General features: G+C 39.6%; 27 protein-coding genes and 1 tRNA gene. 14 read left to right on the top strand and 14 right to left on the bottom strand.

The window, feature by feature from the left end; all coding sequences use genetic code 11:
* Positions 1 to 71 precede the first annotated feature (71 nt).
* The 5 genes from VYJ22_RS08690 to pth all read left to right on the top strand — a co-directional run bounded on the left by VYJ22_RS08690 (position 72) and on the right by pth (position 4,193).
* On the top strand, positions 72 to 980 hold the full coding sequence (locus VYJ22_RS08690; protein ID WP_159036305.1) for an IS982 family transposase: 909 nt from the start codon (positions 72 to 74) through the stop codon (positions 978 to 980).
* A 565-nt stretch (positions 981 to 1,545) separates the two neighbouring features.
* Complete coding sequence (locus tag VYJ22_RS08695) at positions 1,546 to 1,992, top strand: hypothetical protein (protein WP_329903593.1); 447 nt, start codon at positions 1,546 to 1,548, stop codon at positions 1,990 to 1,992.
* A 4-nt stretch (positions 1,993 to 1,996) separates the two neighbouring features.
* The gene (locus VYJ22_RS08700) at positions 1,997 to 2,740 is read left to right on the top strand and encodes a 2-phosphosulfolactate phosphatase (protein WP_329903594.1); all 744 of its coding nucleotides are present in this window, start codon (positions 1,997 to 1,999) and stop codon (positions 2,738 to 2,740) included.
* Positions 2,741 to 2,863: 123 nt separating this feature from the next.
* Positions 2,864 to 3,436: a 50S ribosomal protein L25/general stress protein Ctc gene (locus VYJ22_RS08705; RefSeq protein ID WP_329903596.1), complete on the top strand. Its 573-nt coding sequence runs from the start codon at positions 2,864 to 2,866 to the stop codon at positions 3,434 to 3,436.
* Between the two features lie 199 nt (positions 3,437 to 3,635).
* The gene (gene pth / locus VYJ22_RS08710) at positions 3,636 to 4,193 is read left to right on the top strand and encodes an aminoacyl-tRNA hydrolase (protein ID WP_329903597.1); all 558 of its coding nucleotides are present in this window, start codon (positions 3,636 to 3,638) and stop codon (positions 4,191 to 4,193) included.
* A gap of 172 nt (positions 4,194 to 4,365) precedes the next feature.
* On the opposite strand, the gene VYJ22_RS08715 is transcribed toward pth, so the two are convergent.
* From VYJ22_RS08715 to VYJ22_RS08735, 5 genes are all read right to left on the bottom strand, one after another.
* Positions 4,366 to 5,673 carry an IS5 family transposase gene (locus VYJ22_RS08715; protein ID WP_329903374.1) on the bottom strand — a complete coding sequence of 436 codons (1,308 nt, stop codon included), beginning with the start codon at positions 5,671 to 5,673 and terminating at the stop codon, positions 4,366 to 4,368.
* A gap of 140 nt (positions 5,674 to 5,813) precedes the next feature.
* Entirely contained in the window at positions 5,814 to 7,181 is a 1,368-nt protein-coding gene (locus VYJ22_RS08720) for a lytic transglycosylase domain-containing protein (protein ID WP_329903599.1), read from the bottom strand.
* Positions 7,182 to 7,208: 27 nt separating this feature from the next.
* Positions 7,209 to 8,048 carry a DUF5683 domain-containing protein gene (locus VYJ22_RS08725; protein ID WP_329903601.1) on the bottom strand — a complete coding sequence of 280 codons (840 nt, stop codon included), beginning with the start codon at positions 8,046 to 8,048 and terminating at the stop codon, positions 7,209 to 7,211.
* A complete protein-coding gene (locus VYJ22_RS08730) occupies positions 8,048 to 8,920 on the bottom strand; it encodes a ParB/RepB/Spo0J family partition protein (RefSeq protein ID WP_329903603.1) in 873 nt (290 codons plus the stop codon). The genes VYJ22_RS08725 and VYJ22_RS08730 overlap by 1 nt, the downstream gene beginning before the upstream one ends.
* Before the next feature lie 2 nt (positions 8,921 to 8,922).
* Positions 8,923 to 9,690 carry a ParA family protein gene (locus tag VYJ22_RS08735; RefSeq protein ID WP_329903604.1) on the bottom strand — a complete coding sequence of 256 codons (768 nt, stop codon included), beginning with the start codon at positions 9,688 to 9,690 and terminating at the stop codon, positions 8,923 to 8,925.
* Positions 9,691 to 9,909: 219 nt separating this feature from the next.
* On the opposite strand from VYJ22_RS08735, the gene VYJ22_RS08740 reads away from it, so the two are divergent.
* From VYJ22_RS08740 to VYJ22_RS08750, 3 genes are all read left to right on the top strand, one after another.
* Positions 9,910 to 9,994 (top strand) — tRNA-Ser (locus VYJ22_RS08740).
* A gap of 395 nt (positions 9,995 to 10,389) precedes the next feature.
* The gene (locus tag VYJ22_RS08745) at positions 10,390 to 11,616 is read left to right on the top strand and encodes a site-specific integrase (protein ID WP_329903605.1); all 1,227 of its coding nucleotides are present in this window, start codon (positions 10,390 to 10,392) and stop codon (positions 11,614 to 11,616) included.
* Positions 11,617 to 11,628: 12 nt separating this feature from the next.
* Positions 11,629 to 12,087, top strand: a complete 459-nt coding sequence (locus VYJ22_RS08750; protein ID WP_329903607.1) for a DUF1896 family protein — start codon at positions 11,629 to 11,631, stop codon at positions 12,085 to 12,087.
* An 11-nt stretch (positions 12,088 to 12,098) separates the two neighbouring features.
* Here the strand turns inward: VYJ22_RS08750 and VYJ22_RS08755 are convergent, their stop codons facing one another.
* Complete coding sequence (locus VYJ22_RS08755; RefSeq protein WP_329903608.1) at positions 12,099 to 12,389, bottom strand: hypothetical protein; 291 nt, start codon at positions 12,387 to 12,389, stop codon at positions 12,099 to 12,101.
* 38 nt (positions 12,390 to 12,427) lie between these two features.
* Between VYJ22_RS08755 and VYJ22_RS08760 the strand changes: the two genes are divergently transcribed.
* The 6 genes from VYJ22_RS08760 (at position 12,428) to VYJ22_RS08785 (ending at position 15,993) form a co-directional block, all read left to right on the top strand.
* Positions 12,428 to 12,586 carry a hypothetical protein gene (locus VYJ22_RS08760; protein ID WP_329903609.1) on the top strand — a complete coding sequence of 53 codons (159 nt, stop codon included), beginning with the start codon at positions 12,428 to 12,430 and terminating at the stop codon, positions 12,584 to 12,586.
* Positions 12,573 to 13,127 (top strand): hypothetical protein, encoded by a 555-nt coding sequence (locus VYJ22_RS08765; RefSeq protein ID WP_329903610.1) that lies wholly within the window; start codon positions 12,573 to 12,575, stop codon positions 13,125 to 13,127. Before VYJ22_RS08760 ends, VYJ22_RS08765 begins: the two co-directional genes overlap by 14 nt.
* A gap of 425 nt (positions 13,128 to 13,552) precedes the next feature.
* Positions 13,553 to 13,768: a hypothetical protein gene (locus VYJ22_RS08770; protein WP_329903611.1), complete on the top strand. Its 216-nt coding sequence runs from the start codon at positions 13,553 to 13,555 to the stop codon at positions 13,766 to 13,768.
* A gap of 33 nt (positions 13,769 to 13,801) precedes the next feature.
* Positions 13,802 to 14,275, top strand: coding sequence for a hypothetical protein (locus VYJ22_RS08775; protein ID WP_329903612.1), 474 nt, complete (start codon positions 13,802 to 13,804; stop codon positions 14,273 to 14,275).
* 24 nt (positions 14,276 to 14,299) lie between these two features.
* On the top strand, positions 14,300 to 14,713 hold the full coding sequence (locus VYJ22_RS08780; RefSeq protein ID WP_329903613.1) for a PcfK-like family protein: 414 nt from the start codon (positions 14,300 to 14,302) through the stop codon (positions 14,711 to 14,713).
* Positions 14,710 to 15,993 carry a PcfJ domain-containing protein gene (locus tag VYJ22_RS08785; RefSeq protein ID WP_329903614.1) on the top strand — a complete coding sequence of 428 codons (1,284 nt, stop codon included), beginning with the start codon at positions 14,710 to 14,712 and terminating at the stop codon, positions 15,991 to 15,993. Before VYJ22_RS08780 ends, VYJ22_RS08785 begins: the two co-directional genes overlap by 4 nt.
* Before the next feature lie 235 nt (positions 15,994 to 16,228).
* Here VYJ22_RS08785 and VYJ22_RS08790 read toward each other — a convergent pair whose 3' ends face one another.
* The 8 genes from VYJ22_RS08790 to VYJ22_RS08825 all read right to left on the bottom strand — a co-directional run bounded on the left by VYJ22_RS08790 (position 16,229) and on the right by VYJ22_RS08825 (position 22,425).
* Positions 16,229 to 16,672 (bottom strand): DUF3872 domain-containing protein, encoded by a 444-nt coding sequence (locus tag VYJ22_RS08790; RefSeq protein ID WP_329905601.1) that lies wholly within the window; start codon positions 16,670 to 16,672, stop codon positions 16,229 to 16,231.
* A gap of 71 nt (positions 16,673 to 16,743) precedes the next feature.
* On the bottom strand, positions 16,744 to 17,313 hold the full coding sequence (locus VYJ22_RS08795) for a conjugal transfer protein TraO (RefSeq protein ID WP_329903615.1): 570 nt from the start codon (positions 17,311 to 17,313) through the stop codon (positions 16,744 to 16,746).
* Positions 17,313 to 18,227 carry a conjugative transposon protein TraN gene (traN, locus tag VYJ22_RS08800; RefSeq protein WP_456238424.1) on the bottom strand — a complete coding sequence of 305 codons (915 nt, stop codon included), beginning with the start codon at positions 18,225 to 18,227 and terminating at the stop codon, positions 17,313 to 17,315. Before traN ends, VYJ22_RS08795 begins: the two co-directional genes overlap by 1 nt.
* A gap of 36 nt (positions 18,228 to 18,263) precedes the next feature.
* Positions 18,264 to 19,658: a conjugative transposon protein TraM gene (traM, locus tag VYJ22_RS08805; RefSeq protein WP_329903618.1), complete on the bottom strand. Its 1,395-nt coding sequence runs from the start codon at positions 19,656 to 19,658 to the stop codon at positions 18,264 to 18,266.
* Between the two features lie 11 nt (positions 19,659 to 19,669).
* Positions 19,670 to 19,942 (bottom strand): hypothetical protein, encoded by a 273-nt coding sequence (locus tag VYJ22_RS08810; protein WP_329903619.1) that lies wholly within the window; start codon positions 19,940 to 19,942, stop codon positions 19,670 to 19,672.
* On the bottom strand, positions 19,939 to 20,562 hold the full coding sequence (gene traK / locus VYJ22_RS08815; protein ID WP_329903621.1) for a conjugative transposon protein TraK: 624 nt from the start codon (positions 20,560 to 20,562) through the stop codon (positions 19,939 to 19,941). The genes VYJ22_RS08810 and traK overlap by 4 nt, the downstream gene beginning before the upstream one ends.
* A gap of 86 nt (positions 20,563 to 20,648) precedes the next feature.
* Positions 20,649 to 21,683, bottom strand: a complete 1,035-nt coding sequence (traJ, locus tag VYJ22_RS08820) for a conjugative transposon protein TraJ (RefSeq protein WP_329903623.1) — start codon at positions 21,681 to 21,683, stop codon at positions 20,649 to 20,651.
* A gap of 112 nt (positions 21,684 to 21,795) precedes the next feature.
* On the bottom strand, positions 21,796 to 22,425 hold the full coding sequence (locus VYJ22_RS08825) for a DUF4141 domain-containing protein (RefSeq protein WP_329903624.1): 630 nt from the start codon (positions 22,423 to 22,425) through the stop codon (positions 21,796 to 21,798).
* Positions 22,426 to 22,441 lie beyond the last annotated feature (16 nt).

The following is a 22,441-nucleotide window of genomic DNA, read 5'->3' on the forward strand; positions in this document are numbered from 1 at the left end:
CAAAAGTGGTGAATTATTTGTATCTTAGTAGTTGATAATCAATAAGATATAAACAAACAAAACACCACTTTATGAAAACAAATATAGTTGAAATTTTCTGTCTTACCGATGATTTTTCCAAACTTTTCGATACCTTGATTCAGCAAAGAACCCTTTGCGAAGGAAACAAAAAGCGAAGAAATCGCAAGTTTAGGATGTCCGATGCTGAAATCATGACTATTCTGATTCTTTTCCATCATTCGAGGTATCGCGATTTTAAGTCCTTTTATCTTCAATATATTACGCAACAATGTCATTCGGATTTTCCTTCGTTGGTCTCTTACAATCGTTTTGTGGAATTACAAAGCAAGGTGGCATTCAAACTAATTTCATTTCTCAATATGTGTTGTTTGGGCGAATGCACCGGTATCTCATTCATTGATTCCACACCTTTACGCACCTGCCATATCAAGCGGGCACACGGGCATAAGACCATGAAAGGATGGGCCCAAAAGGGCAAATGCAGTATGGGATGGTTCTATGGTTTCAAACTGCATATTGTGATTAACGACCGGGGTGAAATCATTCAATATCAAATCACACCGGGGAATACGGATGACCGTGCTCCACTTAAAGGCGGAACCTTCACGAAGAAACTATTCGGCAAACTTGTTGGCGACAGAGGATACATCTCACAAAGTCTTTTCGATAAGCTCTTCATTGACGACATACACATGATTACGAAGATAAAGAAAAACATGAAAAACACACTGATGAGCCTGTATGATAGGATATTACTCAGAAAAAGAGCACTTGTGGAAACCGTTAATGACCTACTCAAAAACGTTTGTCAAATAGAGCATACACGACATAGAAGCGTCAATAATTTCGCCATTAATTTGATTGCCGGCATAATTGCCTACAATCTGCTACCCAAAAAGCCGGAATTAAACCTAGAAATCATACACAATCCATCAACCCTCTTAGTACACCACGCTTAGACCGAACTCACGTTAAGATACAGTAGTATTACAGTTAAACTGTTTCAGTACTTTAACTAAAACACAGAAACATTTTAGTTAAAATACAACAGCAAGAGAAAAACGGTAAATACCAACTAAGATTTTACAAGAAAATTCCCTATGAAAGCAACAAGATTATTATCATGCTTGTAATTACTTATATATTAGATAAAGTACACCCTCAATTAGAAAAATCAGAGAAGTTACAACACTATCAAAATAGTTAAAAAACAACAAAAAACATGATTGTATCATAAAAAACACCCATAAAAATAATGACTATCATGTAAATACATCCCCTTTTGACTATGCACAAAATAACAATACAAGACAAGCCGCAATATTAGATAACAGGTTATGATTTACACCTTTGCATGACTTTATGAAAATATAGGAAACGTCTATATTATTAAATGAGAGAAATGGGTATCGGCTTGAATAAAGATCCAATTTAATATTATAAAATAGCGGTTATAAATAATCAATGTACTAACTTTGAAAAACTTAAACATGCAAATAATTGTTAGATAAATAGAGTAAAAACATGCAAAAGAAAATATACCCGTGTAAGGGCTTCGAAAAAGGCAGTAAAATACCTAACCTCTTTATTGCACTACTTATTGTGAGTGTAATATTTATAATAGCGACTCCTATTATTTATGCACAAAGCAATATGGTCAATGAAAGCCCTGTCAGAGGATGGATATACACAATGATTTGGGTGGTATTGATCATCTCTTTACTGATGAAACCCGCAAAACTGATTATTGATCTTGAAAAGAAACAAATAACAGGAATGCGCTTCCTAAACCTCTTTCCCCCAACTCGACTAAGTTTTGAACACATACTGAAAGCAGAGTTATGGCCAGGTAGCAAAAACTATGTAGCCATACATACAACTAACGGAAGAAAAGATATTATGGTGGCCGATGCTGCCAATTTTGTAAATGACCTGAACCGCGCTATTACAGCCGGTAAAAATGAAGATTGAAAGTATGATAAAAGTAGCACTTTGTCCAAGCCCCGAGCTATACCCCATCTACCATAATCCCAATGCCACAGTGATAGTAGTAGACGTGTTTCGTGCCAGTACGTCTATTGTAACGGCTCTGCATCATGGTGCAGATGCCATACTCCCGGTAAAGGACACACAGGAGGCGCAAAACTTGGGTAAAAAAATGGGATATGGCATAGCTGCGGAACGCAATGTAAAGAAGTGTGATTTTGCAGAGTTTGGTAATGACCCATTTGAGTTTACTGCTGAGAGAGTAAAAGGACGCAAAATAGTATTTTCGACCACCAATGGCACACGAGCAGTAAGAACTGTGGAACGCTTAGGTGTCAAAAACATACTCATAGGAGCCTTGATCAACTTATGTGCTACGGCGCGTTTTTGTGAAGAAAAGGGCATCAAAGACATTGTGGTATTGGCTGCCGGCTGGAATGGAAAAATGTCAATCGAAGATTGCCTATACGCCGGAGCGTTGTCTACTTACTTCGAAGCTCATCAGTCCGGCACCTGCGAAGGTGACGCTGCCACTGTGATGCACGACTTATGGAAAAGCAAGTGCTCGTCTCTACAGGGAAGACTAAGCTATGTACGCAAAAGCGAACATTACAAAAGACTTGTAGACAATCATCTTGAAAATAGTGTGGAGTACTGCCTGCAAACAGAGGGAGCCGACTGTGTGGCCAAAGTAGAGATAATAGATGGTCAACCATGGATCAAAAAATATTGAATTATTTTTATTATCTTTGTGGCGTTTTTATATGGACTATTCACCTATAACAGGTTATCTGTAGTGTGATGGGAGATTAGGAAACACTAATTTTGAGTAACACAATTAAAAAAATCAATTCAGATGAAATCATTTTCATTAGAAGGATCATTGAGAAATGACCTTGGAAAAAAGGCTTCAAAGACTCTGCGTAAAGAAGATTTGATCCCGGCCGTAATTTACGGAGGAGAAAACAACACCAACTTCGTGGTATCACAAGACAACGTACGTAAGCTTGTTTACTCTCCGGAAATCTTCCATATCGATCTTACAATCGACGGCAAAGCTACTAAAGCTATTTTGAAAGATATGCAGTTTCACCCTGTTACAGACGAAATCATGCACATTGACTTCCTTGAAATATCAGAAGACAAACCTATCGTGATGGAAGTTCCTGTAGTGCTTGAAGGCCATGCCGAAGGTGTTAAAGCCGGTGGTAAGCTTAGCCTTGAGATGCGTAAACTCAAAGTAAAAGCTCCTTATACTCAAATACCCGAGCAACTTCAGATCAATGTATCACACCTAGGTCTAGGAAAGACTATCCAAGTGGGTGCTTTGAGCTTCGATGGTCTTGAGATCGTAAACGCTAAGAACGCAGTAGTATGTGCCGTGAAGTTGACTCGTGCTGCTCGTGGTGCTATGGCAAAAGGAAAATAATAGGATTTCTACAGAATAACTATTATTTCAAAAATAATATAAAGGCTTGCTCCTTCCTTGGGGAGCAAGCCTTGCTTTTTGGGATGTAATATAGAGCCTAAAGGCTTGTTTGTATCGATGGTATGGAGCAACATAGAGTCTTTGTAAAGAGATGGCAAATTGACTATCTTTGCACAGATCAAAAACAATGATAACTAATATGAAATACTTGATAGTAGGACTCGGTAACATAGGAGAAGAATACCGTGGCACACGGCACAATATCGGATTCAGAATGGCTAATGCACTGGCTCGTAAAATGAATATAGATTTCAAAGAAGACAGATATGGAGCCATAGCCAGAGGAAGAGTAAAGAATGCTGAATTAGTGATATTGAAACCCTCTACTTACATGAATCTCAGCGGACAGGCTGTAAGATATTGGATGGGTAAAGAAAATATTCCCATTGATCGCATATTGGTATTGGTGGATGATTTGGCACTGCCCTTCGGCACTATAAGACTCAAAGGAAAAGGTAGTGATGCCGGACATAACGGGCTCAAAAACATAGCCCAACTCACCGGAACTACATCTTATCCACGACTGAGGTTTGGGATAGGTAATGACTTTCCCCAAGGCGGACAAATAGACTATGTATTAGGATTTTTCAATGACGAGCAAGAACAAAGTATTGACGACCTTACCGCTCAGTCTGCCAATATTATAGAAAGCTTCTGCCTGCAAGGGATAGAGCGTACCATGAACCTGTATAACTAAAAGTGTCAAAAGCAATAAAAGAGAAAAAGGCCAATAGCTTCTCAAAAGAAGTAACTTGGTACTACTAGCCCACATCTATAGAATCGGAGTTGTTCAATAACAACTTCTATGTAAATCTAACCCCGAAAGTTGTGTAACTTTCGGGGTTAGATTTATGATAGTTAGTCGTCCCTTAAAAAGCACATTTCAGCGCAATCCTCTCCATTGGGAGTGTTTCGCTGATTTTGTTTATTAGGTACAAAAGAAGCTTCATGGCTCTTTTGAAGTTATATGCCGCTGCAGCTAACATTACATTGATAGCATCCCCGAAGAGCCCTTTGTAAAAGTTACGTCCCAAGCGATAATCTGATTTTAAATGTCCGATAGTTGGTTCTATTCCTGCACGCTTGCAGAAAAGTCGATGCTTCTTTTTACGTTGATAATAACTGTCTTTAGCTTTTGGAGTGTCAGGAATCAATATCTGCGTACCGTTTATTTCTTTTTTTCCACGGTAACCTCTATCTCCGGCCAGTTTCTTAATCCTTTCTCCCGTGAGTCTCTTCACCTGATCGAGGCTTTGCTCTATGGTATGTCCGTCGTACTCATTACGGAAAGAAGAGGCTCCCAAAATCACTCCCGTCATGGAGCGTATAATCGAGACTTTGTTTCCAAACTCATATTTTTTGTGCTCCTTACCTTTACTGATGCATTGAACATCCGGTTCATGAAGAGAATAAATCTTTTGAGTGGAATTACGCCGTTGCGAAAGAATCCTTTCAAAGAGGGAAATGAGTTTGTCGTACTCCCTGTTACTACCTAGGTTTCGTTTAAGTTCCCGAACCAAACGTCCCGCTATTGTTCGTAACCGTTTATCCGCTTTAAGAGCTTTCTTACGGTTCTTGGGATGGTTGCGAAAACGTTGATCCCGATAAATTCTTTTCAATACGAAAGTATAGCTTTGACGAATGGGTAGATTGAGAGCCCTTGCGATTTTGAGAACCTTGCCTACTATCTTCTTATGCAACTTGGCATCTGTAGGATAGGTCACATTCTTTTCCTGCACGGTGGAGTCTATAAAAGCGGTATCGTGGTGATCCTTATCATTTTTGTCATCATTCACACGAATACTTTCTGCAAGAATAAGCTCTATCCCTCTTTCGCCGATACGTTTGCGGAAGTGAACCAGTTCCGAGGCATTGCAGGGAAAGGAAGGTGTAAACTCCTGCATGCCACAAAAATATTGAAAATAAGCGTTCTCACTCCATTGTTCTACAACAGATTCATCTGAAATATTGCGCAAATGCTTGAGAATTAAAAGACCACACATTAAACGAATAGGCTTACCTGGACGACCATTGTCAGGGCAATACAAGGAAGAAAAAGCCTCTTCGAACCTTTTCCAATCGATTTTATGGGAAAGTTTATACAGAGGATGTTGCTGGTTGAGCAAATCGTCCAGCGAAGAGAACAGAGATTGAACTGTTTGAGTAGGGCGTATCATAAAAAAATCTGCAAGTTTCTATATCCAAAGATACAAAAACTTGCAGATTTATCAAAGAATAGAAGAGTGCAATTTGCTGTATATCAGAAAATAAACACGATTTTAAGGGGCGACTAGTTAGAGGAAATGAACTGTAACTTCTACCGAACTTTGAGTCTCTGCCCTATTTGCAGGTTATTTGACTTAAGTCCGTTCCAAGACTTTATCTTGGATAGTTTTTGTTTGTATTTACGCGCAATACCTCCGAGAGTCTCTCCTTTTTTCACAGTGTGATAATCAATAGTTTTGCCTTTGCTCTTGGAGGGAGTGGATTTATTGTCGGAAAAAGGCTGATAATTGATAGGATCTTCCAATACCATCTTCAGCTCATCGCTATACAATGAGTCTCTACGCATATCAAGATTCAGTGCCGCTGCCAAGGGAAGCCGCACAGGGTAAGGTGTGCTATTACCGGGAACTATACCTCTTTTGTATTGAGGATTGAGCATCTCCAACTCCTGCCTGGATATGCCGGAAAGCTTCTGTATGCGATCGAAGGAAATATCCTTGGTTATCATTACAGTATCTGTAGCGAGAGGTACACCAGCTTCACGGGGTTTGATGTTATGCTCTTTGTAATAGACCATAGAGTAATATGCACCCATGAAAAGAGGAACGTATCGCCTTGTCTCACGAGGCAGGTAGGGATATATCTGCCAAAAGTCTGTAGCGCCACCTGCTCTGTTGATAGCCCTATTGACTGCTCCGGGACCACAATTGTATGCGGCAATGACCAATAACCAGTCACCATAGATGCGATACATGTCTTTAAAATAGCGCATAGCTGCTTCAGAGCTCTTTTTGGGGCAAAGTCTTTCGTCGACCAAACTATTCACTGTAAGCCCGTAGGCCTTGGCCGTAGGCAACATAAACTGCCACAAGCCTGATGCTCCCATGTGTGACACAGCTTTTGGGTTTAGTCCGGACTCAATAATCGTGAGGTATTTGAGCTCTATCGGTAATCCATTCCTATCAAGGAGAGCCTCGATATCAGGGAAATATAGATCGGCAACGGTGAGCATTGAACTCACTAGAGATCTATTCCTATTGAGATATAGCTCGATGCATTCTTTCACAATGGGATTATAGGTCATCTTCACTACGGAAGGAAGCTTTTCCAAACGTGAAATATAAACACTGTCAGCGACGCGCACACCATCGGGATTATAGGTCATTCCTTTTTTTGAAGATAAGGAGGAACCTTGTGTGTACCCCTTGTGCCAACTCTTGATGAGTTGCTCCAGCTCTTTATCATAATTTGCCGGTAAAGATATAGGATCTTTGGGCAAATTGAGGGTATCTGTCTTCTGAAAGTTATTCTTGGTCTGCGGACTCTCTTTTACTACTTTATCTTTTGCGGGATTGGGGTTAGTTGTTTTATTATTCTGCGCACATACTATGTCTCCCCCATGGACAAAGCTTATCAGTATAAGAAAAGAAACTGCGACGCTATTAATTTTAAGTTGCACTCAGTATTGGTTTAAATTATAATACAATCAAAAGGTTAGGTTGCACATTAACCCTATTTGATGAGAATTAAAGACATCTTTGGACATGTTTAATTCAGGCTTCACACGAAGAGAGAGGTCAGGAGAGATATCGAAGTAAAACAACTCCGCATCTACATAAGCATCCAAAATAGACAATGCATACACTCCTACAGCAACAATAATACTGAGATCCCGCCAACGTCTGTAATTATCACTACCTCTTTTGAGATTATCCCTGAGCTGCATATATTTAGGATAATCCTCGGGCTTGGTGCCAATAGGCGCAAAAGCTAACCATGAAGTATTCTTTGCAGGGTTGGGGCCGGCGAGGTCCTTATATGCATTATGATACTCCTTATAAGTCCTATTGTTCCAGTTGATCGCATAAGCACAAGCAGTAAATGCTCCCCAAACGATAGGAAGCTTCCAATATTTTCTATTATAGACTTGCCCACCACCGGGGATAATAGCAAATAGAAGAGCTTTCTTGGAACTGGGTTTCCATAGATTCAGGGGAGGCATCACGGCTGATTGTTCTTTGGGAGACAATGCTTGGGTAGATGCAGGTTTCCCCTTTAAATTGAGCGTATCCTGAACCCTTTGTGCTGATGTAAATGTTGGTTGAGTATTATTCAAAGAATCAGAAGCGTGATGACGAGCCTTGTTTAAGCTGTCAGGCACCGCAACTTTTGTTACGGAGAGAGTATCTCTCCGCACTATGATAGAGTCTGTGGTAATCTCACGTTTAGATAAAAGTGTACCGACAACGGACAAATCCCGATTACCGGCAAAAGCATGTGTGGTGAGAGTTACCAGAGCAAGAATATAAACAATAAAATATTTCACTAATTATGAATTTTCTCCATTAACAACATGATGCGTTCCAACTCATCATCAGAGTCAAAAGCGATGGTGAGTTTGCCTTTACCCTTGTCATTGCGATCGACAGCTACTTTAGTATGGAATACTTGGGTAAGATGTCCGGCGAGCAATTTGTACTCTTCAGGCACATGAGGCTTACCTTTGCGAGAAACAGGAGCCTGCTCCCCCTCCTCCATCTCGCGTGCTATTTTTTCTACTGCGCGTACACTGAGACCTTCATGTATGATACGACTATAGAGTGCCAATTGCTTCTTGGTGTCTGAGATCTGAAGTAACGCCCGAGCATGCCCCATATCAACTTTACGCTGTGTAAGCCCAAGCTGTATTTCGGCAGGAAGTCTGAGTAACCTTAAATAATTACTAATAGTGGCTCGCTTCTTCCCGACTCTTTTACCGAGATCTTCCTGTGTAAGCCCGCAATGATCGAGTAAATTCTGATATGCCAGAGCGACCTCGATAGCATTGAGATCTTCACGCTGAATATTTTCGACAAGAGCCATTTCCATGACATTCTCGTCATTTACGGTTTTGATATACGCAGGAATACTGTCAAGCCCCGCCATTTGTGAGGCACGCCATCGCCTTTCTCCTGAAATAATCATATACCTTCCCGGAGAAATCTCCTGCAGAGTAATGGGTTGTACCAGCCCCAATGATTGAATGGATGAAGCCAACTCATGTAATGTATCTTCGGTAAACTCTTTACGTGGCTGGTTAGGGTTGGGCTCGATTTGGTTGAGAGGAATCTCATTGATAGAAGAGGTTCCGGCAATTTCTCCACCAAGAAGAGAGTCTAAACCACGCCCCAAAGCAAACTTATTCTTTTGTTTTGTCATGATCAATTTTCGTGCTTTTTGAGTATTTCAGCAGCTAATTGCAGATGGTTAATGGCTCCCCTACTATCGGCATCATACAGCAGAGCTGGTAATCCATGGCTTGGAGCCTCACCCAGCTTAACATTTCTCTGGATTACTGTGTCAAACACCAAATCCTTGAAATGTCGCTTCACTTCCTCATAGATCTGATTATTGAGTCGGGTACGACTATCATACATGGTAAGCAAAAAACCTTCGATATCCAACTGCGGATTAAGACGCCCTTTAATAATGCGAATTGTATTGAGCAGTTTACTTATTCCCTCTAAAGCAAAATATTCACATTGTACCGGAATGATAACCGATCCGGCCGCAACAAGGGAATTAACAGTAATGAGCCCAAGTGAAGGCGAACAGTCGATAAAGATATAATCATATTTATCAACTATAGGAGCTAATACCTTTTTTAAGACTAACTCACGATTAGAACGCTCGAGGAGTTCAATCTCAGCCCCCACCAAGTCTATGTGAGAAGGTACAATATCCAACCCATCTACCGGTGTAGGCATAATGGCCTGCTCAATAGGCATGTCGTTACAGATACATTCATATATTGTATTCTGCAAACTTCCTACATCAACACCTAATCCGGAGGATGCGTTTGCCTGAGCATCGGTATCAACCAAGAGTACCTTACGCTCAAGAGAGGCTAAAGAGGCAGCTAGATTAATCGCCGTTGTAGTTTTACCTACTCCGCCTTTCTGATTAGCCAAGGCTATGATTCGTCCCATACTTTAGTGTTATAATTTCACCCCAAAACTAACGATTTTATAGCAGATGAACAAGGCTCTTAAAACTGTTTGAAAATATAACGCACGAAGAATGAATATAGTATAAGAAAATGCCCTAAAAACAAATATTTTTTCACACCAAAAATTTGGAGATTCAAAATTTTCCTTTACCTTTGCAACGCAATTGAGAACAACGGTAGCAATAAAGTTGAATCAATTGGAGAGATGGCAGAGTGGTCGATTGCGGCGGTCTTGAAAACCGTTGAACTGCGAGGTTCCGGGGGTTCGAATCCCTCTCTCTCCGCAGAAAACATTTTGAAGTGCTCTGAAAAGAGCTTTTAACAATGCAAACAAATACGGATAAGTGTCGTAATTCTAAGGAGTTACGACACTTATTCTTTTAATACCACTAATTGCTTAGAGTAGCATTAGGACATTGAAGTTATCTCAAAATACTCTTAATTGGCTACAATATGGCTACAAAAAAAGTTACAAAAAAACAATTGTAGCCAAGAGTACTTTCAGAGCTCGTATAGATGACTATCAAATTACTGTTTTTCAAATAATTATGTCGAACTTTGCATCGGCAAGTTTTAGAAAAAAGTAAAAAAACAATGATGTTTTTTATAGCCTCATGGCTACAATAAATTATTTTCTTTTTTACTCAAAAACTTCCAAGGCAATTAAAAAACAGTAGAAATGAAAACAATTTTTCGAACAGTCTTCTATTTAAGGAGCAACTACACAAACAAAGAAGGGTTATCGCCCGTAATGATTCGTATTTATCTAAACAATCAACGACTATCTATCGGCTCATCAGGAGTTGCCATTAATCCAAAATCATGGGATAATGAAAAAAATCGTTTGAAAGGTCGCTCAACAGAAATCCTACAAGCAAACCTTCAATTAGATAATATCCAAGCAGGATTACAAGCTATTTTTCGCCGTTTAGAGTTATCCGAAGATCTCAGTCTTGAATTAATTAAGTCAGAGTTTTTGGGCAAAAAAGAGCAACTTGACACTATTTTATCGTTGTTTGAAAAACATAACAACGACATACGAAATCAAGTAGGTATTAGTAAATCAGTAGCCACCCTGCAAAAATATGAAAACTGTAAACGCCACTTTTCTAATTTTATTAAATCGAAATACGGTCGTACAGATTTAAAACTATCCGAAGTAACACCTATCGTTATTCACGATTTTAGGATTTATTTATTGACAACTAAGAAATGTATGCCTAATACAACTACAAAAATCCTAAAATTTTTCAAAACAATTATCTTATTTGGGCGTAAAAACGGCTTCTTAACACATGATCCTTTTCGTGAAATTCGCTTTCATTTAGAGCCCGTGGACCGTGGTTTTCTGACAGATAATGAAATCAAGACAATAATGCAAAAAGAAATGGTTACACCTCGCTTAGAGTTGGTTCGTGACATGTTCATTTTCTCTTGCTTTACAGGACTTGCATATATAGATGTAGCAAACCTCACAGAAGACAATATAGTTGAATTGGACGGTAAACAATGGATTATGACTAAACGCCAAAAAACTAAAATCGCCACTAACATTATCTTGCTTGATATTCCTAAAATGATCATAGAAAAATATGCTTCTGTTAGAAAAGACGGAAAGCTTTTACCCATACTTTCTAATCAGAAAATGAATGCCTATTTAAAAGAGATTGCAGATATATGTCAGATTAATAAGAATTTAACCTATCATGTGGCACGTCATACATTTGCTACAATGAGCATAAGTAAAGGCGTCCCTATTGAAACAGTTTCTAAAATGCTTGGACACAGCAAAATACAGACAACTCAAATTTATGCAAGAATAACGAACAAAAAGTTAGAAGCAGATATGTTGGCTTTATCTTCCAAATTAGATAAATTTACTGATTCAATGAATATTAACCCTTAAAACATCCAAATTATGAAAACAACAAAAAAAGAATTGTCTTATTACCGACTAAGATTAGAAGCTTATTTGAAAGATTATCATCCGCACCGATTATCGGATGAAAGGTTTATCACAGCTCGTTCAGATGCTTCGGCAAAGGCTTATGAAGAAAGTTTCCTATCGGGTGCATCGCCCGATGAAGCTAATGCAACAGCCTTGGAAGTGCTGTTTGAAGGATTGCATTTTTCTGAATACTTTTTTATCGAACAAATTCTCGACAACGAATTTTCCGATGAAGTTCCTGCTGAACTTACTCAGAAATTAAGCTTATTACTATTAAAAAATGATACAGTAAAAGCAACTATTGCTAAATACAGCCTCGACGACAAATTAGATGAAAAGCCGGAATACAGCCTGCTTTACACCGAACTTACAGGTGTGATACAACTCGTTATCGAAAACAACAGTCTTCTGAAAAGCCTGAAAGCATAACCTTAGTTTTTTTACTTCATAAAAGGGATAGTTTCTACCAAGAAATTATCCCTTTTTCGTTTTCTCACTTTCCGGTTATAATCTGACTTCATTTTTGTTCTTCCCGATTTTTTCCAAAAGGACGAGTATTGTTTCGTTCGGCGGGCAAAGGTAAAACGTGTTTCGTCAAATGCAAGGTCAAGCCCTTTGGATTTGGCTAAAAAATCTTCCTCTTTCCACTTTGTGGCGAGCGTATTTTTTGCCAAAACCTTGCTTTTTGCCGAAGCCACTACCTTTTTAAGCCCTCGAAACGAAACAGGCATACTCCGACCTTTGGACGCAAAAAAAAATGTCAGAAGTTATGAAACAGTCAGAAATATATACAGAAAAGGACTTTGGGAAACGAAGCGACACCTCCTCCCATTACCGCATAAACTGTGGTAAAAACCCTGTCCCTGTGGGCGAAATAGTGAAACATTGTGTGGAACAACTTAAAAAGAAAAGCTATGAGTACCAATAATTTTGCTTTTGAAAATCGCTGTATAGTGGTGGAAGACGATGATTTTACATTTGAGAATGTGCCTAAACATCTTGAATACGTGCAAGGAAGTAACCGGAACTATCCGAGTTACTATTTGGATAAGTATAGACACCGCTTTCATACGCTTGATATTGTGATAACGGCAGCTTATTATTCGGGTGCTTGTATTGATTATACACCCAATGACAAGTATTTAGACTGCATTTACGAGTGCAGGAATTATGTTTCAAACCGTGACGCAGATGATATATTCGATGATATTTATGCCGACTTCAAAGCCTATAAGCCGAAAAAACGTGAATTGCGTAAACTTGTGAGAGATGCTTACAACGCCAAATTGGGAAATTATAAGCCTTTTGATACACTTTTCGAGTTTCTGTTTGCCTTAGAAAAAGTTGAAGCTGATAAAATTCTCGATAAAATACGTGATGATTACGGTTACACGGAAGTCCGTAAAATTGCCAATTTCTGTAATGGCGAAGCCTTGTACGAGCCTATTAAAGAACATCAAGCCGTATGAAAATTATCCGATTATCACACCGAATTGTTATCACGCAAGCACGTAACTTTCGTGAATACAGAATATTACAATCCAAGAACTACAAAGGTAATTCTTTCTCGAAGTTCCTACGAATGTGGATGGATTGGCAAGAAATCAAAGACGTATTAACATCTAATCAATAACTCAATGAAATCAACCCCTTTACGGCTGATAGTAGCTTTATTTCTGATAATCGGAACGGTTTACGCTGTTTCGGTTATCGCTACTTCGGAAACGTTAATGCTTGTAATGATTTTAACGGCATCTACGCTACTGAAATTCATCATCCGAGAAACGCTTTACATCTTGTTAACCGTACTGAAATTGGCAGTTATTATTGCCGTAATAGGATTGATATTATCATACATATTATAACAATCAAATAACATTCAAACAAACAGAATATGAAACCGACCAATTTAATAACGATGCGTGAAAACCTTACCAAGTTGGACGCCAAAGAGATTTACTATTTCCGTTGGACTTCGGGCAGTCTTTACACGGTAATGGCATCAGACGGAAAGAGATACGGACAAATAATCACTATCGGGTACGTTAAGGAGACCAAGATATTGAACGAATTGGGACTGCCTATATACAACCATTGTCCCATTAATTAAATCATTTACAAACAGTTAAAAACAGAATGAGATATGAAAAAAGCATTTAACATTACAGATTATATTTTGGTAAAAGCCGATACAGACAGCGATTGGGACAACTGCCACTTCGCTATCATCCATTGCACAAAAGAGTGGCGAGAAACGATGATACAACGACTTAAAGCCGTTCAGTCAGTTGAAAATGAACCCGGATTTATATCGCTAAACTATTACGAAACATCGGTTGATTTTTATTGTGCAGACGAAAACACCCAAAGCGAAATAGACCAAATATTGGGCGGAAAAGATTGGGCGTTTGTTGAATTGGATGAAAACGAACAAGAAACATTCCTTACACCCGAAAGCTGTTTGAACAACTACAAAATGTCGTTTTATCAACACGGAACAGCAATTTACTCTGCACACGGAAAGCATTCCGGCGATGAGTTTTTCACTTCTGATTTTTCAATCAAAAGTGTTTTGAACTATCATCAATCTACTATCGCAATCAAACGGCTATTTTAATACACCATTAAAACATTCAGAAAAATGAAAACAACAGAACATTTCAAAAACACCATAGGAACCTATCTGAGAGATAGAGCCGAAACGGACAAGCTGTTTGCCGTATCTTTTAGTAATCCCGACAAGAATATCAACGATTGTTGTACCTACATTCTTAATTGGGTAAAACAGAGCGGATGCAATGGTTTTGCCGATGAAGAAATTTACTCGTTGGCAGTGCATTATTATGACGAAAAAGATATTGAAATCGGCAATCCAATCAACTGTCAAGTGGTCGTAAATCACACTGTTGAATTGACTGCCGAAGAAAAGGAACAAGCACGTCAAAACGCAATCAAACGAGTTGAAAATGAAGTTTACAATCGTATGACTATAAGCAGGAAACGTCAGAATGTACAAGCTCAACCGTGCGTTCAAAAAAGCCTTTTTGACCTATGAAACCTAAAACAAAACTTCAAAAGCAAGTCGCCGAACAAAGTAAGCGACTTGCACCAATTACCCAAAGACAGAAAGATTGGGCATTTCAAAACTGTTTTGACCTGCAAGCCCGACGACTGAAAAGCGGCAAGCTAACCTGTTTGGAATGCGGACACTCGTGGAAAGGTGGACACGTTTTAGCAGAGAGCATTTGCGGTTGCACGTGTCCGAATTGCGGAACAGAGTTAAAGGTAATCAATAGCCAAAAACAGACTTTTAAGTATGCCGAGTACTTTGGAATGATAACCGTTTGCGGTGGCTTTCAAGTCTTGCGTTATTTCTTTTTAGAGAAACATTGTCAAGTAGGTAATCCGGCACGTCTGTTTTGTCGCGAAGTGGTGCAACATTGGATAACACCAAGCGGAAAATGTGAGATAATGGCACGGTCGAGAAATATGAGTATATTTTATTACGATGTTTGGAATTGGACGTCAGAACTTGAAATACGCCGTGAACATCATTCACAACATATTTCGCCCGTAGCAGTTTATCTACATAAACGTTATATTCCCGAAGTGAAACGCAACGGATTTAAAGGAAATTTTCATCGCTTATCGCCCCGAACACTGTTTTGCAACATCCTTTCGGATAGTCGAATGGAAACCTTATTGAAAGCGGAACAATACGATTTATTACGTCACTTTTCGGTTAGACGTTCACAAAGCCTTGATGATTATTGGGCAAGTATTAAGATTTGCATCCGTAATAAGTACACAGTAACTGATGTATCACTTTGGTGCGACTATGTGGATTTGTTGCGATTTTTCGGGAAAGATGTGCAGAACGCAAAATTTGTATGTCCGATTGATTTAAAAGCCGAACACGACCGTTGGATGAAAAAGAAAAAGGCGTGGCAAGAACGCCAAAAGCGTGAAGAAGAGCGAAAACGCTTGTTGAAAAATGAACAAGCGTATCAAGAACTGAAAGCAAAATTTATCGGATTGGAATTTTCGGAAGGTAGTTTGTACATTCGTGTTTTGAAAGATGTAAACGAGTTTTACGAAGAAGGAAACGCCCTTAAACATTGCGTATTTACGAACGAATACTTTTTGAAACCCGACACACTTGTTTTTACTGCACAAATAAACGGCAAACGAATTGAAACGGTGGAAGTTTCGTTAGAAACCTTGAAAGTTATTCAATCACGTGGCGTTTGCAACGTAAATACCGAATATCACGAACAAATTATTTCACTTGTAAATCGTAACGCACACCTTATCCGAAAGCGGATGACGGCTTGATGTTTTCATTTTTTCTGACTGCCCCGAAAGTTTTTCGTGAACTTTCGGGGCTTCTTTTCTTTGGGGAAAAGGCAAACAAAGAAAAGAAGGAAAAGAAATTTGCCGAGATGGACTGGATTTTAACAAAGTTATAAACTTTGCGGAAAACAGATTTTAGTCAAAAAGCCCCTACATATCACATGTAAGGGCTTTTCCATAATTTATTTAATTTTCATGTATGAAACAATTTGGGATATCACTCCCTTTTATCTTCATCTTTTGCATTAAACTGAAACTCCAACTTCCTTTCATTTCCGAAACTATCTTCCACAACCACTTCAAACTGCTGACTATCGTCTGAGCGTGAAGTGTAGTACAATCGGAACTCTTTATCCGGTAATGGATAGCGGTCATTAGGCAGAAAAACATCTCCATCTTTTCCTAATTGCAACTCGCCGTATCCTTCACTTTGGAAATAACGAATGGTATAACGATTATCGGCAAAGTTCCCTGTTTCGATTAAGGTGCATCTAACTTCGACAGTTTCGTTTTGTTTGATGTCTTTACGCACCGGCATCGTGCGAATATCGAATTCGTAAGCCTGTTGAATATCCAATTTACTATCACAAGCAGATAGACAAAACCCGGCAATGAGTAGCACTCCCACTACCCAAATATCTTTAAGTAATTTCTGTTTTATTTTCATTTTTATTTCTTTTTTGTTTGTTGATTTTACTTTTGTAAAGTTTCCCTTTATGGAGATTTATAGAGCTATAAAATAAGCCTTATCCCCGTTTGCAAAGAAGGTCTGAACATCTCCACATCACTTCCCCACAACACATTGCATTTCCCTTTTACGAAAAGCACAAGATTGTCGATTACAAACACATCTAATGCCAAGTGATAAGCACCGCCGTAAACAAATCGGTCTCGTGTCAATAGTGTTGCACCGTCGGACAAAAGCTTTTCATTTCGATTAACCGTTTCATAACCTGTAACGGCAGTAATTCCGGTATTGAGCAATACGTTCTTTCCTGCATCGGAAAAGAGATTTAAGAGATAACCGCCTTCAAAAACAACCGTTTCGGAAGGGATTTGCATTTCACGATAAGCAAAATGCTTTTTCGCATATTCCAATCCAAACAACCATTGATTAGCTCGTTTGTGATTAATCGTCATCGCCATTTCCAAATTGAAATTACCGTTTTCAAACAGCTTGCTTTCCGTAATCGGAACACCTGCGGATAATTGCAATCCACGTTGTCCGGGAATAAGCCGTTGAGCGTGTGATGCAGTAACTATCGCCACCGTCATCACGAAAAATAAAAGTATCCGTCTCATCAGAATTTCAGTTTTAAGTTATCGATGTTTTTCGCACGGATTAAATCTTCGTTCTCTACGATAAAGGTCTGATGGCGACCGCCGTTTTGTTCAAAGAGCGTTACTTCCAATACTTTATCATCCGGCAAAGTGAACTGTTCCAATGTAAATATCGAACGTTGTGTTTGCAATCCGCCGATACGGATAACATCGTTATAGGCTCTCAATGGTTGTAGAACTTGTTCTTGAATGGCGGTACGTTTGGCTATTTTTTTATCGACCACCTTAAACGTGATAAAGTCGATGTTGTACGGCATTTCACTTTGGTTTTTCATTTGTAAGTGAAAGTACAGAAGTCCGTTGTGCGAATACAGTCCACGTAACAGAAACTGAATACCGAACTTTTTCGAGCCGATATGTTTGATTTCACTGCGGTTGTTTTGCCAAATGGTTTTCATTATCAGCTTGACCAACACGGGCGATTGATTACCCAATTCCTTGAAATAAATATCGGCTTTGTTGGTGGGCAAATTGTTCGTACCCGAATGCAAAAAATCCTGCATTTCGATATTCAGGCGTTCCGGTTCTTCGGCATATTTTACATTGAAACTGTAATAACTACCGTCATCACAAATAACCGAAAGATTGGTTTCCGTTTCAAAATCACGCACGGCAGCCTTTACGCGAAGTACGTTGTCGGCATCTTCCGCTTTCCCTGCAATAATGTTACTGCTTCCCAAATCAACGTAACGGATTTGAGCGGGAAAAATCAGATGAACGGTTTTCTCGAACGTGATTTGCAAGCCGTAAGGCAACACTACTCTTCCGTTAGGAATGGAACGGCTCATACCTTGATACAGGTCGCCCGAGCCGATTTGGGCGTTAGCAAGAAAACTTCCTGCCAATAAAATGGTAGATAAAAATAGTTGTTTAATTTTCATTGTTGTTGTTTTTTTTGATTTGTAATTAACTTATTTATTGTCTGTTAGATAAAGCAAATGTCCGCTTTTAAGCGTTACTTTTACTTCCCGCATTTTTTTGTTAATGTATTGCGATGCACCCTGCATTACACCCTTTCCTGCATCGGCAGCCAATTGTTGTCCTGCGGATGAATTAAACGTGAAACTCGTTCCTGCCGATTGTCCCATTCCGGCAACGACTTCCTTCACGGCGTTCATCTCTTCGTGATTGGGAATAAAGATACCCTGCTGTCCGTCCATATCATACGCCGAGAGATTGACGCCGATAATTCGCCCTTGTTGCTCAATGCTTGTTACGGAAAGGGTTAAGCGATTACCTTGTATTTTGGCAATGGCGGTCAAGAGTTTGTTTTTCGGAAGGTGCAGATTGGCTACCCGTGCCGTTTCCAACAGACGTAAACGAACAGCTTCGCCGTCTTTTATGGTTATCGTTTCATGAACCGATACTTTCAGCGTGTTTTTATCCAAGCCTTCATTGATATTATTCGTACCGGAAAAGAAATAGCGATTACGCTCTTGTAATTGTTCAGCCATAAACACGCTGTCCGGTACTTCTTGATAAAGTGACGAAACCACGTTTTTCATTTCGGGCAGTACGGTAAATGTCGGCTCTTTGGTTTTGGCTTCCGCTTTGGTGTGAGCATTAGGCAACGGCTCGTCCATTTCTCGCTCAACGGCAGTTTCAAAAGGATTTGTTGTTGCCGTTTGCTGATTTTGCGGCATATATTTGGCAGCCAACTGATACGACTTTTCCATTAAAGCGATGTGGTCGTCTTCTTCATTTTTACTCTCTTCCAACTCGATAAGCTTGTCACGAAGTTCCGTTACTTCTCGCCATAACTCTTCCTTTTCAGGGTCGTGAGCAGGCGGCTCGTTAAATGCTTGCAACATCCGGGTAGTTTCTTGATATTGATTGACCGATTTTAACATAGGGTCGTCGTTGTCGGTTTTGTATGCCGATAAAGCTTCGTTCCTGTTTTCGCTTTCACGGTCGAAATAATCGTACAAACTGCCAATCATTCCTTGTTGATTTTTCTCTTTTTCTTCGTCTGTACCAAGTGTATAGGCTTTCAGTTTATCGTCGGGTAAGTCGAGATTGGATGCTTGCGGAATATCGTCGTTCAATCCGATTTGCTCTTCCGCTTTTTTCTTTTCATCCGATGACGGCTTAAAAACAAGCCACATAAACAGAACGAAAAGAATACCCATTGCACTGAAAACAATTGCCTTTTTTAGTTTCTCTTTATCTTGTGGCGACAATTGTTTAACGATGTCTCTTTTGTCGGGTTTGTCTTGTTTTCCGCTGTTTTCTTGTTCTTCTTGCGTCGAATGAGCGGTCTGTTCCGGTGGAAGGATTTCTTGACTTTGTTCTTTTTCATTTTTCATAGTTATTGATTTTAGGTAGTTGATTGTTCAAATTTTTCTGTCTGATACAAACTGTCTTTCAGTATCGGTGTATCTATCAGTTCCGGCACGTCTTGTTTGATTATTTCGGTCTGTTCCGTTTTTTCGGTTTTCTTTTCAGGAATAAACATCGGTATAATCAATCCGATACAACTGATAAAATAAATACTGCACACGGTTATCAGAATTACTCGTCGCTGACGCATAGTCAGTCGTTCGCACCCTGCTTTAAGCCACAAGTGCAATCTCAAATAGGCTCGCTTCATCGCTTTATGGTTTGAATGTCTTGATTTTGCAATACAACGAAACGTTCCAAGGTAAACCCTTGCGGATTATTGTCGGAGCGCACCGAATTAATCAGTTCGCAATCGGTTATAAGCGAACGTTCCGTGATGTTGCTTTGACGAATAATGTATTGCCGAGCAAATGTTTTTGCTCTGTAAGGATAGCTCTCGAAGTTGCACACGATGCTGTCTATTTCGATGCGTTGATTGATATTTCCCGAAATTATTCGTGTGAAATACCCTTTTTCCATTAAATCTTTATAGTAATTGTATGCAGACTTGTCGGCAAGCATAAAGGCACGTTTCATATTGCTTTCAATGGCATTTTTGTCGGGTGCAACGGTAAAAAAGAGTTCGTGAAAACGTCTTATGTGTTCCCTTGCTTCTACCGGACGATTGGCTTCCGCATTTTGTGAAAGTGCCAATATCAACGATTTTCCGTTGTCCAACACATATACTTTTTCTCGTTGTTTTTCGGCAAAGCTGTATGATTGATAGAGTGCGTATCCGCAGACACACAAGCAGAGAACAACAAAAATCAATGCGTACAAGCGTATCTGCTTGAAGGATGTTTCGATGTTTTTTAATGATTTGAATTCCATAATATTAGTTTTTTGTGGACAAGTAAACGGATTGTCAAGGATTTTTCCCTTTACGCAGTTTACTTGTCCACTTGTTTGTTTTTGGGTTATCTCTTTTTAAGCATTCCGCGAATGCGTCCGGCAACATTTCCTGCCACTGCACCGCCTGCCGCAGCCGTCGCTTTTCCGCCTGTTACGGCTTTGTTTCCGGCATGTTTTGCCTGTTCACTCAGGTTTTTGCTGTAATTGCCCATACCACCGCCTGCTTCGATAATCCATCCTGCTATGGTGGGTACGGTAAAATAACCCACGATACCGATAAGAAAGAAAACGATGTAATACCAATTGCTTCCATCGGCAATAAAGTTAGGGTCTTCCAACATGGCGATGTCTTTTTGTAGCATTAACACCTGTATTTTTGTCAAAAGAGCAGTCAAGATACTACTCACAGGCAACCACAAATAGACGGAAATATATCTGCTGAACCAAGCCGTTATTGAACCGCCCAATCCATCCCACATACCAATGGCAAATACAATTGGTCCTAAAATGGATAGGACAATCAAAAAGAAAGTTCGAACCGTGTCGATGACTAATCCCGCAGCTTGATATAAAAGTTCCAACAGTTCATAGACCTTTTCCATCATCCATTTTTTGGTATTGTAAGCTGCTCTTTCAGCATACATTCCCGCAATGGTAACTGCATCGGATACACCGATGATTCCCATTTCTTCGATTTTCTCGTCCCATTTGGCTTGGTCTTCCAAATATGCCGTTTCGGGATTTCGCAAGAGTGCTTCGTATTGCAAATCATCTCGTTTCTGTTTCAATGTCTGTACTTCACTGTTTTGCTGTTTTACCATCTGTTCCGTGCCTTTTACTATCGGACTTAATACGGCATTGATACTTCCCAAAACCAACGGCGAGAAAAACAGGATGCACAATCCCAATGCAAAAGGTCGTAGCAAGGGATACACGTCAATGGGTTCGGCACGTGCCAACGATGCCCATACTCGCATCGCGATGTAAAATAACGCACCCAATCCCGCAATTCCTTTGGCTACACCCGTCAATTGTGATGATAAGGGTATCATCTCGTTGTACGTTGTACGTAACAATTCGTGTAGGCTGTTAAAATCCATATTATTAGTTTTTAGTGGATGAGTTTACAAGTAAACAAGATACGATTATCCTTATTTTCAGCATTTTGTCTATCGCTTTGACCCGTTTACTCGTCAACTTGTTTACTTTTATTTACCAAAATCTATGTTCATCCATACCGTAAAGTTCCTGTACACGACGAGTATCGTCTTTTTTCTTGGCACGAACGTAGCTTACTGAGATGTTTTTGCGAGTGTAATAGGATGTGATTGCTTTGTACTCTTTTACCTGTTCATAGATAGCGTTAATCATATCCATACGTTCCTTGTCGTTCATCGAGAAAGAACCATTTTGCACTATGGATTTCAACTCTTTGATTGACTCGCCGCTCAATTCAAGCAATCGGGCATAACCCGATGCCATCGCAGCAAGTTCGGTTGGACGAAAGTTGGTGTCGGAAAGCATTCGTTTGTAAGCATCCACGTAAATTCCCGTGATGTCGCCCACCATAACCAATGTTTCCTTTACCTTGTAAGCATCGCCGATTAAGTTGTTTACTTTTTTAAGGGCATCATAATACTTTTTGGTGTCGTTGTAGAGTTTTTCCACTTCTTTAAACCCGTTCAGGGTGTTTTTTACGGTTTTACTTGCCGTGGCTATCTCTTTAACCGAGTTGGCGATATTACCTGCAAAGTTACCCGGGTCGGTTACCACCCATTGGGCGTTGGCTGTCCCGAAACAAAGAGCAAAAGCCAATAGAATAAGAGAAAGTTTCGCTTTCATGATGATAATTTTTAAA

Source organism: Porphyromonas pogonae, from assembly GCF_036320655.1.
Taxonomy (GTDB): domain Bacteria; phylum Bacteroidota; class Bacteroidia; order Bacteroidales; family Porphyromonadaceae; genus Porphyromonas; species Porphyromonas pogonae.

Excerpts from the sequence above, each read along its gene's own strand:
- VYJ22_RS08690 (WP_159036305.1), top strand. The coding sequence starts at position 72 with ATGAAAACAAATATAGTTGAAATTTTCTGTCTTACCGATGATTTTTCC.
- VYJ22_RS08695 (WP_329903593.1), top strand. The coding sequence starts at position 1,546 with ATGCAAAAGAAAATATACCCGTGTAAGGGCTTCGAAAAAGGCAGTAAA.
- VYJ22_RS08700 (WP_329903594.1), top strand. The coding sequence starts at position 1,997 with ATGATAAAAGTAGCACTTTGTCCAAGCCCCGAGCTATACCCCATCTAC.
- VYJ22_RS08705 (WP_329903596.1), top strand. The coding sequence starts at position 2,864 with ATGAAATCATTTTCATTAGAAGGATCATTGAGAAATGACCTTGGAAAA.
- pth (WP_329903597.1), top strand. The coding sequence starts at position 3,636 with ATGAAATACTTGATAGTAGGACTCGGTAACATAGGAGAAGAATACCGT.
- VYJ22_RS08715 (WP_329903374.1), bottom strand. The coding sequence starts at position 5,673 with ATGATACGCCCTACTCAAACAGTTCAATCTCTGTTCTCTTCGCTGGAC.
- VYJ22_RS08730 (WP_329903603.1), bottom strand. The coding sequence starts at position 8,920 with ATGACAAAACAAAAGAATAAGTTTGCTTTGGGGCGTGGTTTAGACTCT.
- VYJ22_RS08735 (WP_329903604.1), bottom strand. The coding sequence starts at position 9,690 with ATGGGACGAATCATAGCCTTGGCTAATCAGAAAGGCGGAGTAGGTAAA.
- VYJ22_RS08745 (WP_329903605.1), top strand. The coding sequence starts at position 10,390 with ATGAAAACAATTTTTCGAACAGTCTTCTATTTAAGGAGCAACTACACA.
- VYJ22_RS08750 (WP_329903607.1), top strand. The coding sequence starts at position 11,629 with ATGAAAACAACAAAAAAAGAATTGTCTTATTACCGACTAAGATTAGAA.
- VYJ22_RS08755 (WP_329903608.1), bottom strand. The coding sequence starts at position 12,389 with ATGCCTGTTTCGTTTCGAGGGCTTAAAAAGGTAGTGGCTTCGGCAAAA.
- VYJ22_RS08760 (WP_329903609.1), top strand. The coding sequence starts at position 12,428 with ATGAAACAGTCAGAAATATATACAGAAAAGGACTTTGGGAAACGAAGC.
- VYJ22_RS08765 (WP_329903610.1), top strand. The coding sequence starts at position 12,573 with ATGAGTACCAATAATTTTGCTTTTGAAAATCGCTGTATAGTGGTGGAA.
- VYJ22_RS08770 (WP_329903611.1), top strand. The coding sequence starts at position 13,553 with ATGAAACCGACCAATTTAATAACGATGCGTGAAAACCTTACCAAGTTG.
- VYJ22_RS08775 (WP_329903612.1), top strand. The coding sequence starts at position 13,802 with ATGAAAAAAGCATTTAACATTACAGATTATATTTTGGTAAAAGCCGAT.
- VYJ22_RS08780 (WP_329903613.1), top strand. The coding sequence starts at position 14,300 with ATGAAAACAACAGAACATTTCAAAAACACCATAGGAACCTATCTGAGA.
- VYJ22_RS08785 (WP_329903614.1), top strand. The coding sequence starts at position 14,710 with ATGAAACCTAAAACAAAACTTCAAAAGCAAGTCGCCGAACAAAGTAAG.
- VYJ22_RS08795 (WP_329903615.1), bottom strand. The coding sequence starts at position 17,313 with ATGAGACGGATACTTTTATTTTTCGTGATGACGGTGGCGATAGTTACT.
- traM (WP_329903618.1), bottom strand. The coding sequence starts at position 19,658 with ATGAAAAATGAAAAAGAACAAAGTCAAGAAATCCTTCCACCGGAACAG.
- VYJ22_RS08810 (WP_329903619.1), bottom strand. The coding sequence starts at position 19,942 with ATGAAGCGAGCCTATTTGAGATTGCACTTGTGGCTTAAAGCAGGGTGC.
- traK (WP_329903621.1), bottom strand. The coding sequence starts at position 20,562 with ATGGAATTCAAATCATTAAAAAACATCGAAACATCCTTCAAGCAGATA.
- traJ (WP_329903623.1), bottom strand. The coding sequence starts at position 21,683 with ATGGATTTTAACAGCCTACACGAATTGTTACGTACAACGTACAACGAG.
- VYJ22_RS08825 (WP_329903624.1), bottom strand. The coding sequence starts at position 22,425 with ATGAAAGCGAAACTTTCTCTTATTCTATTGGCTTTTGCTCTTTGTTTC.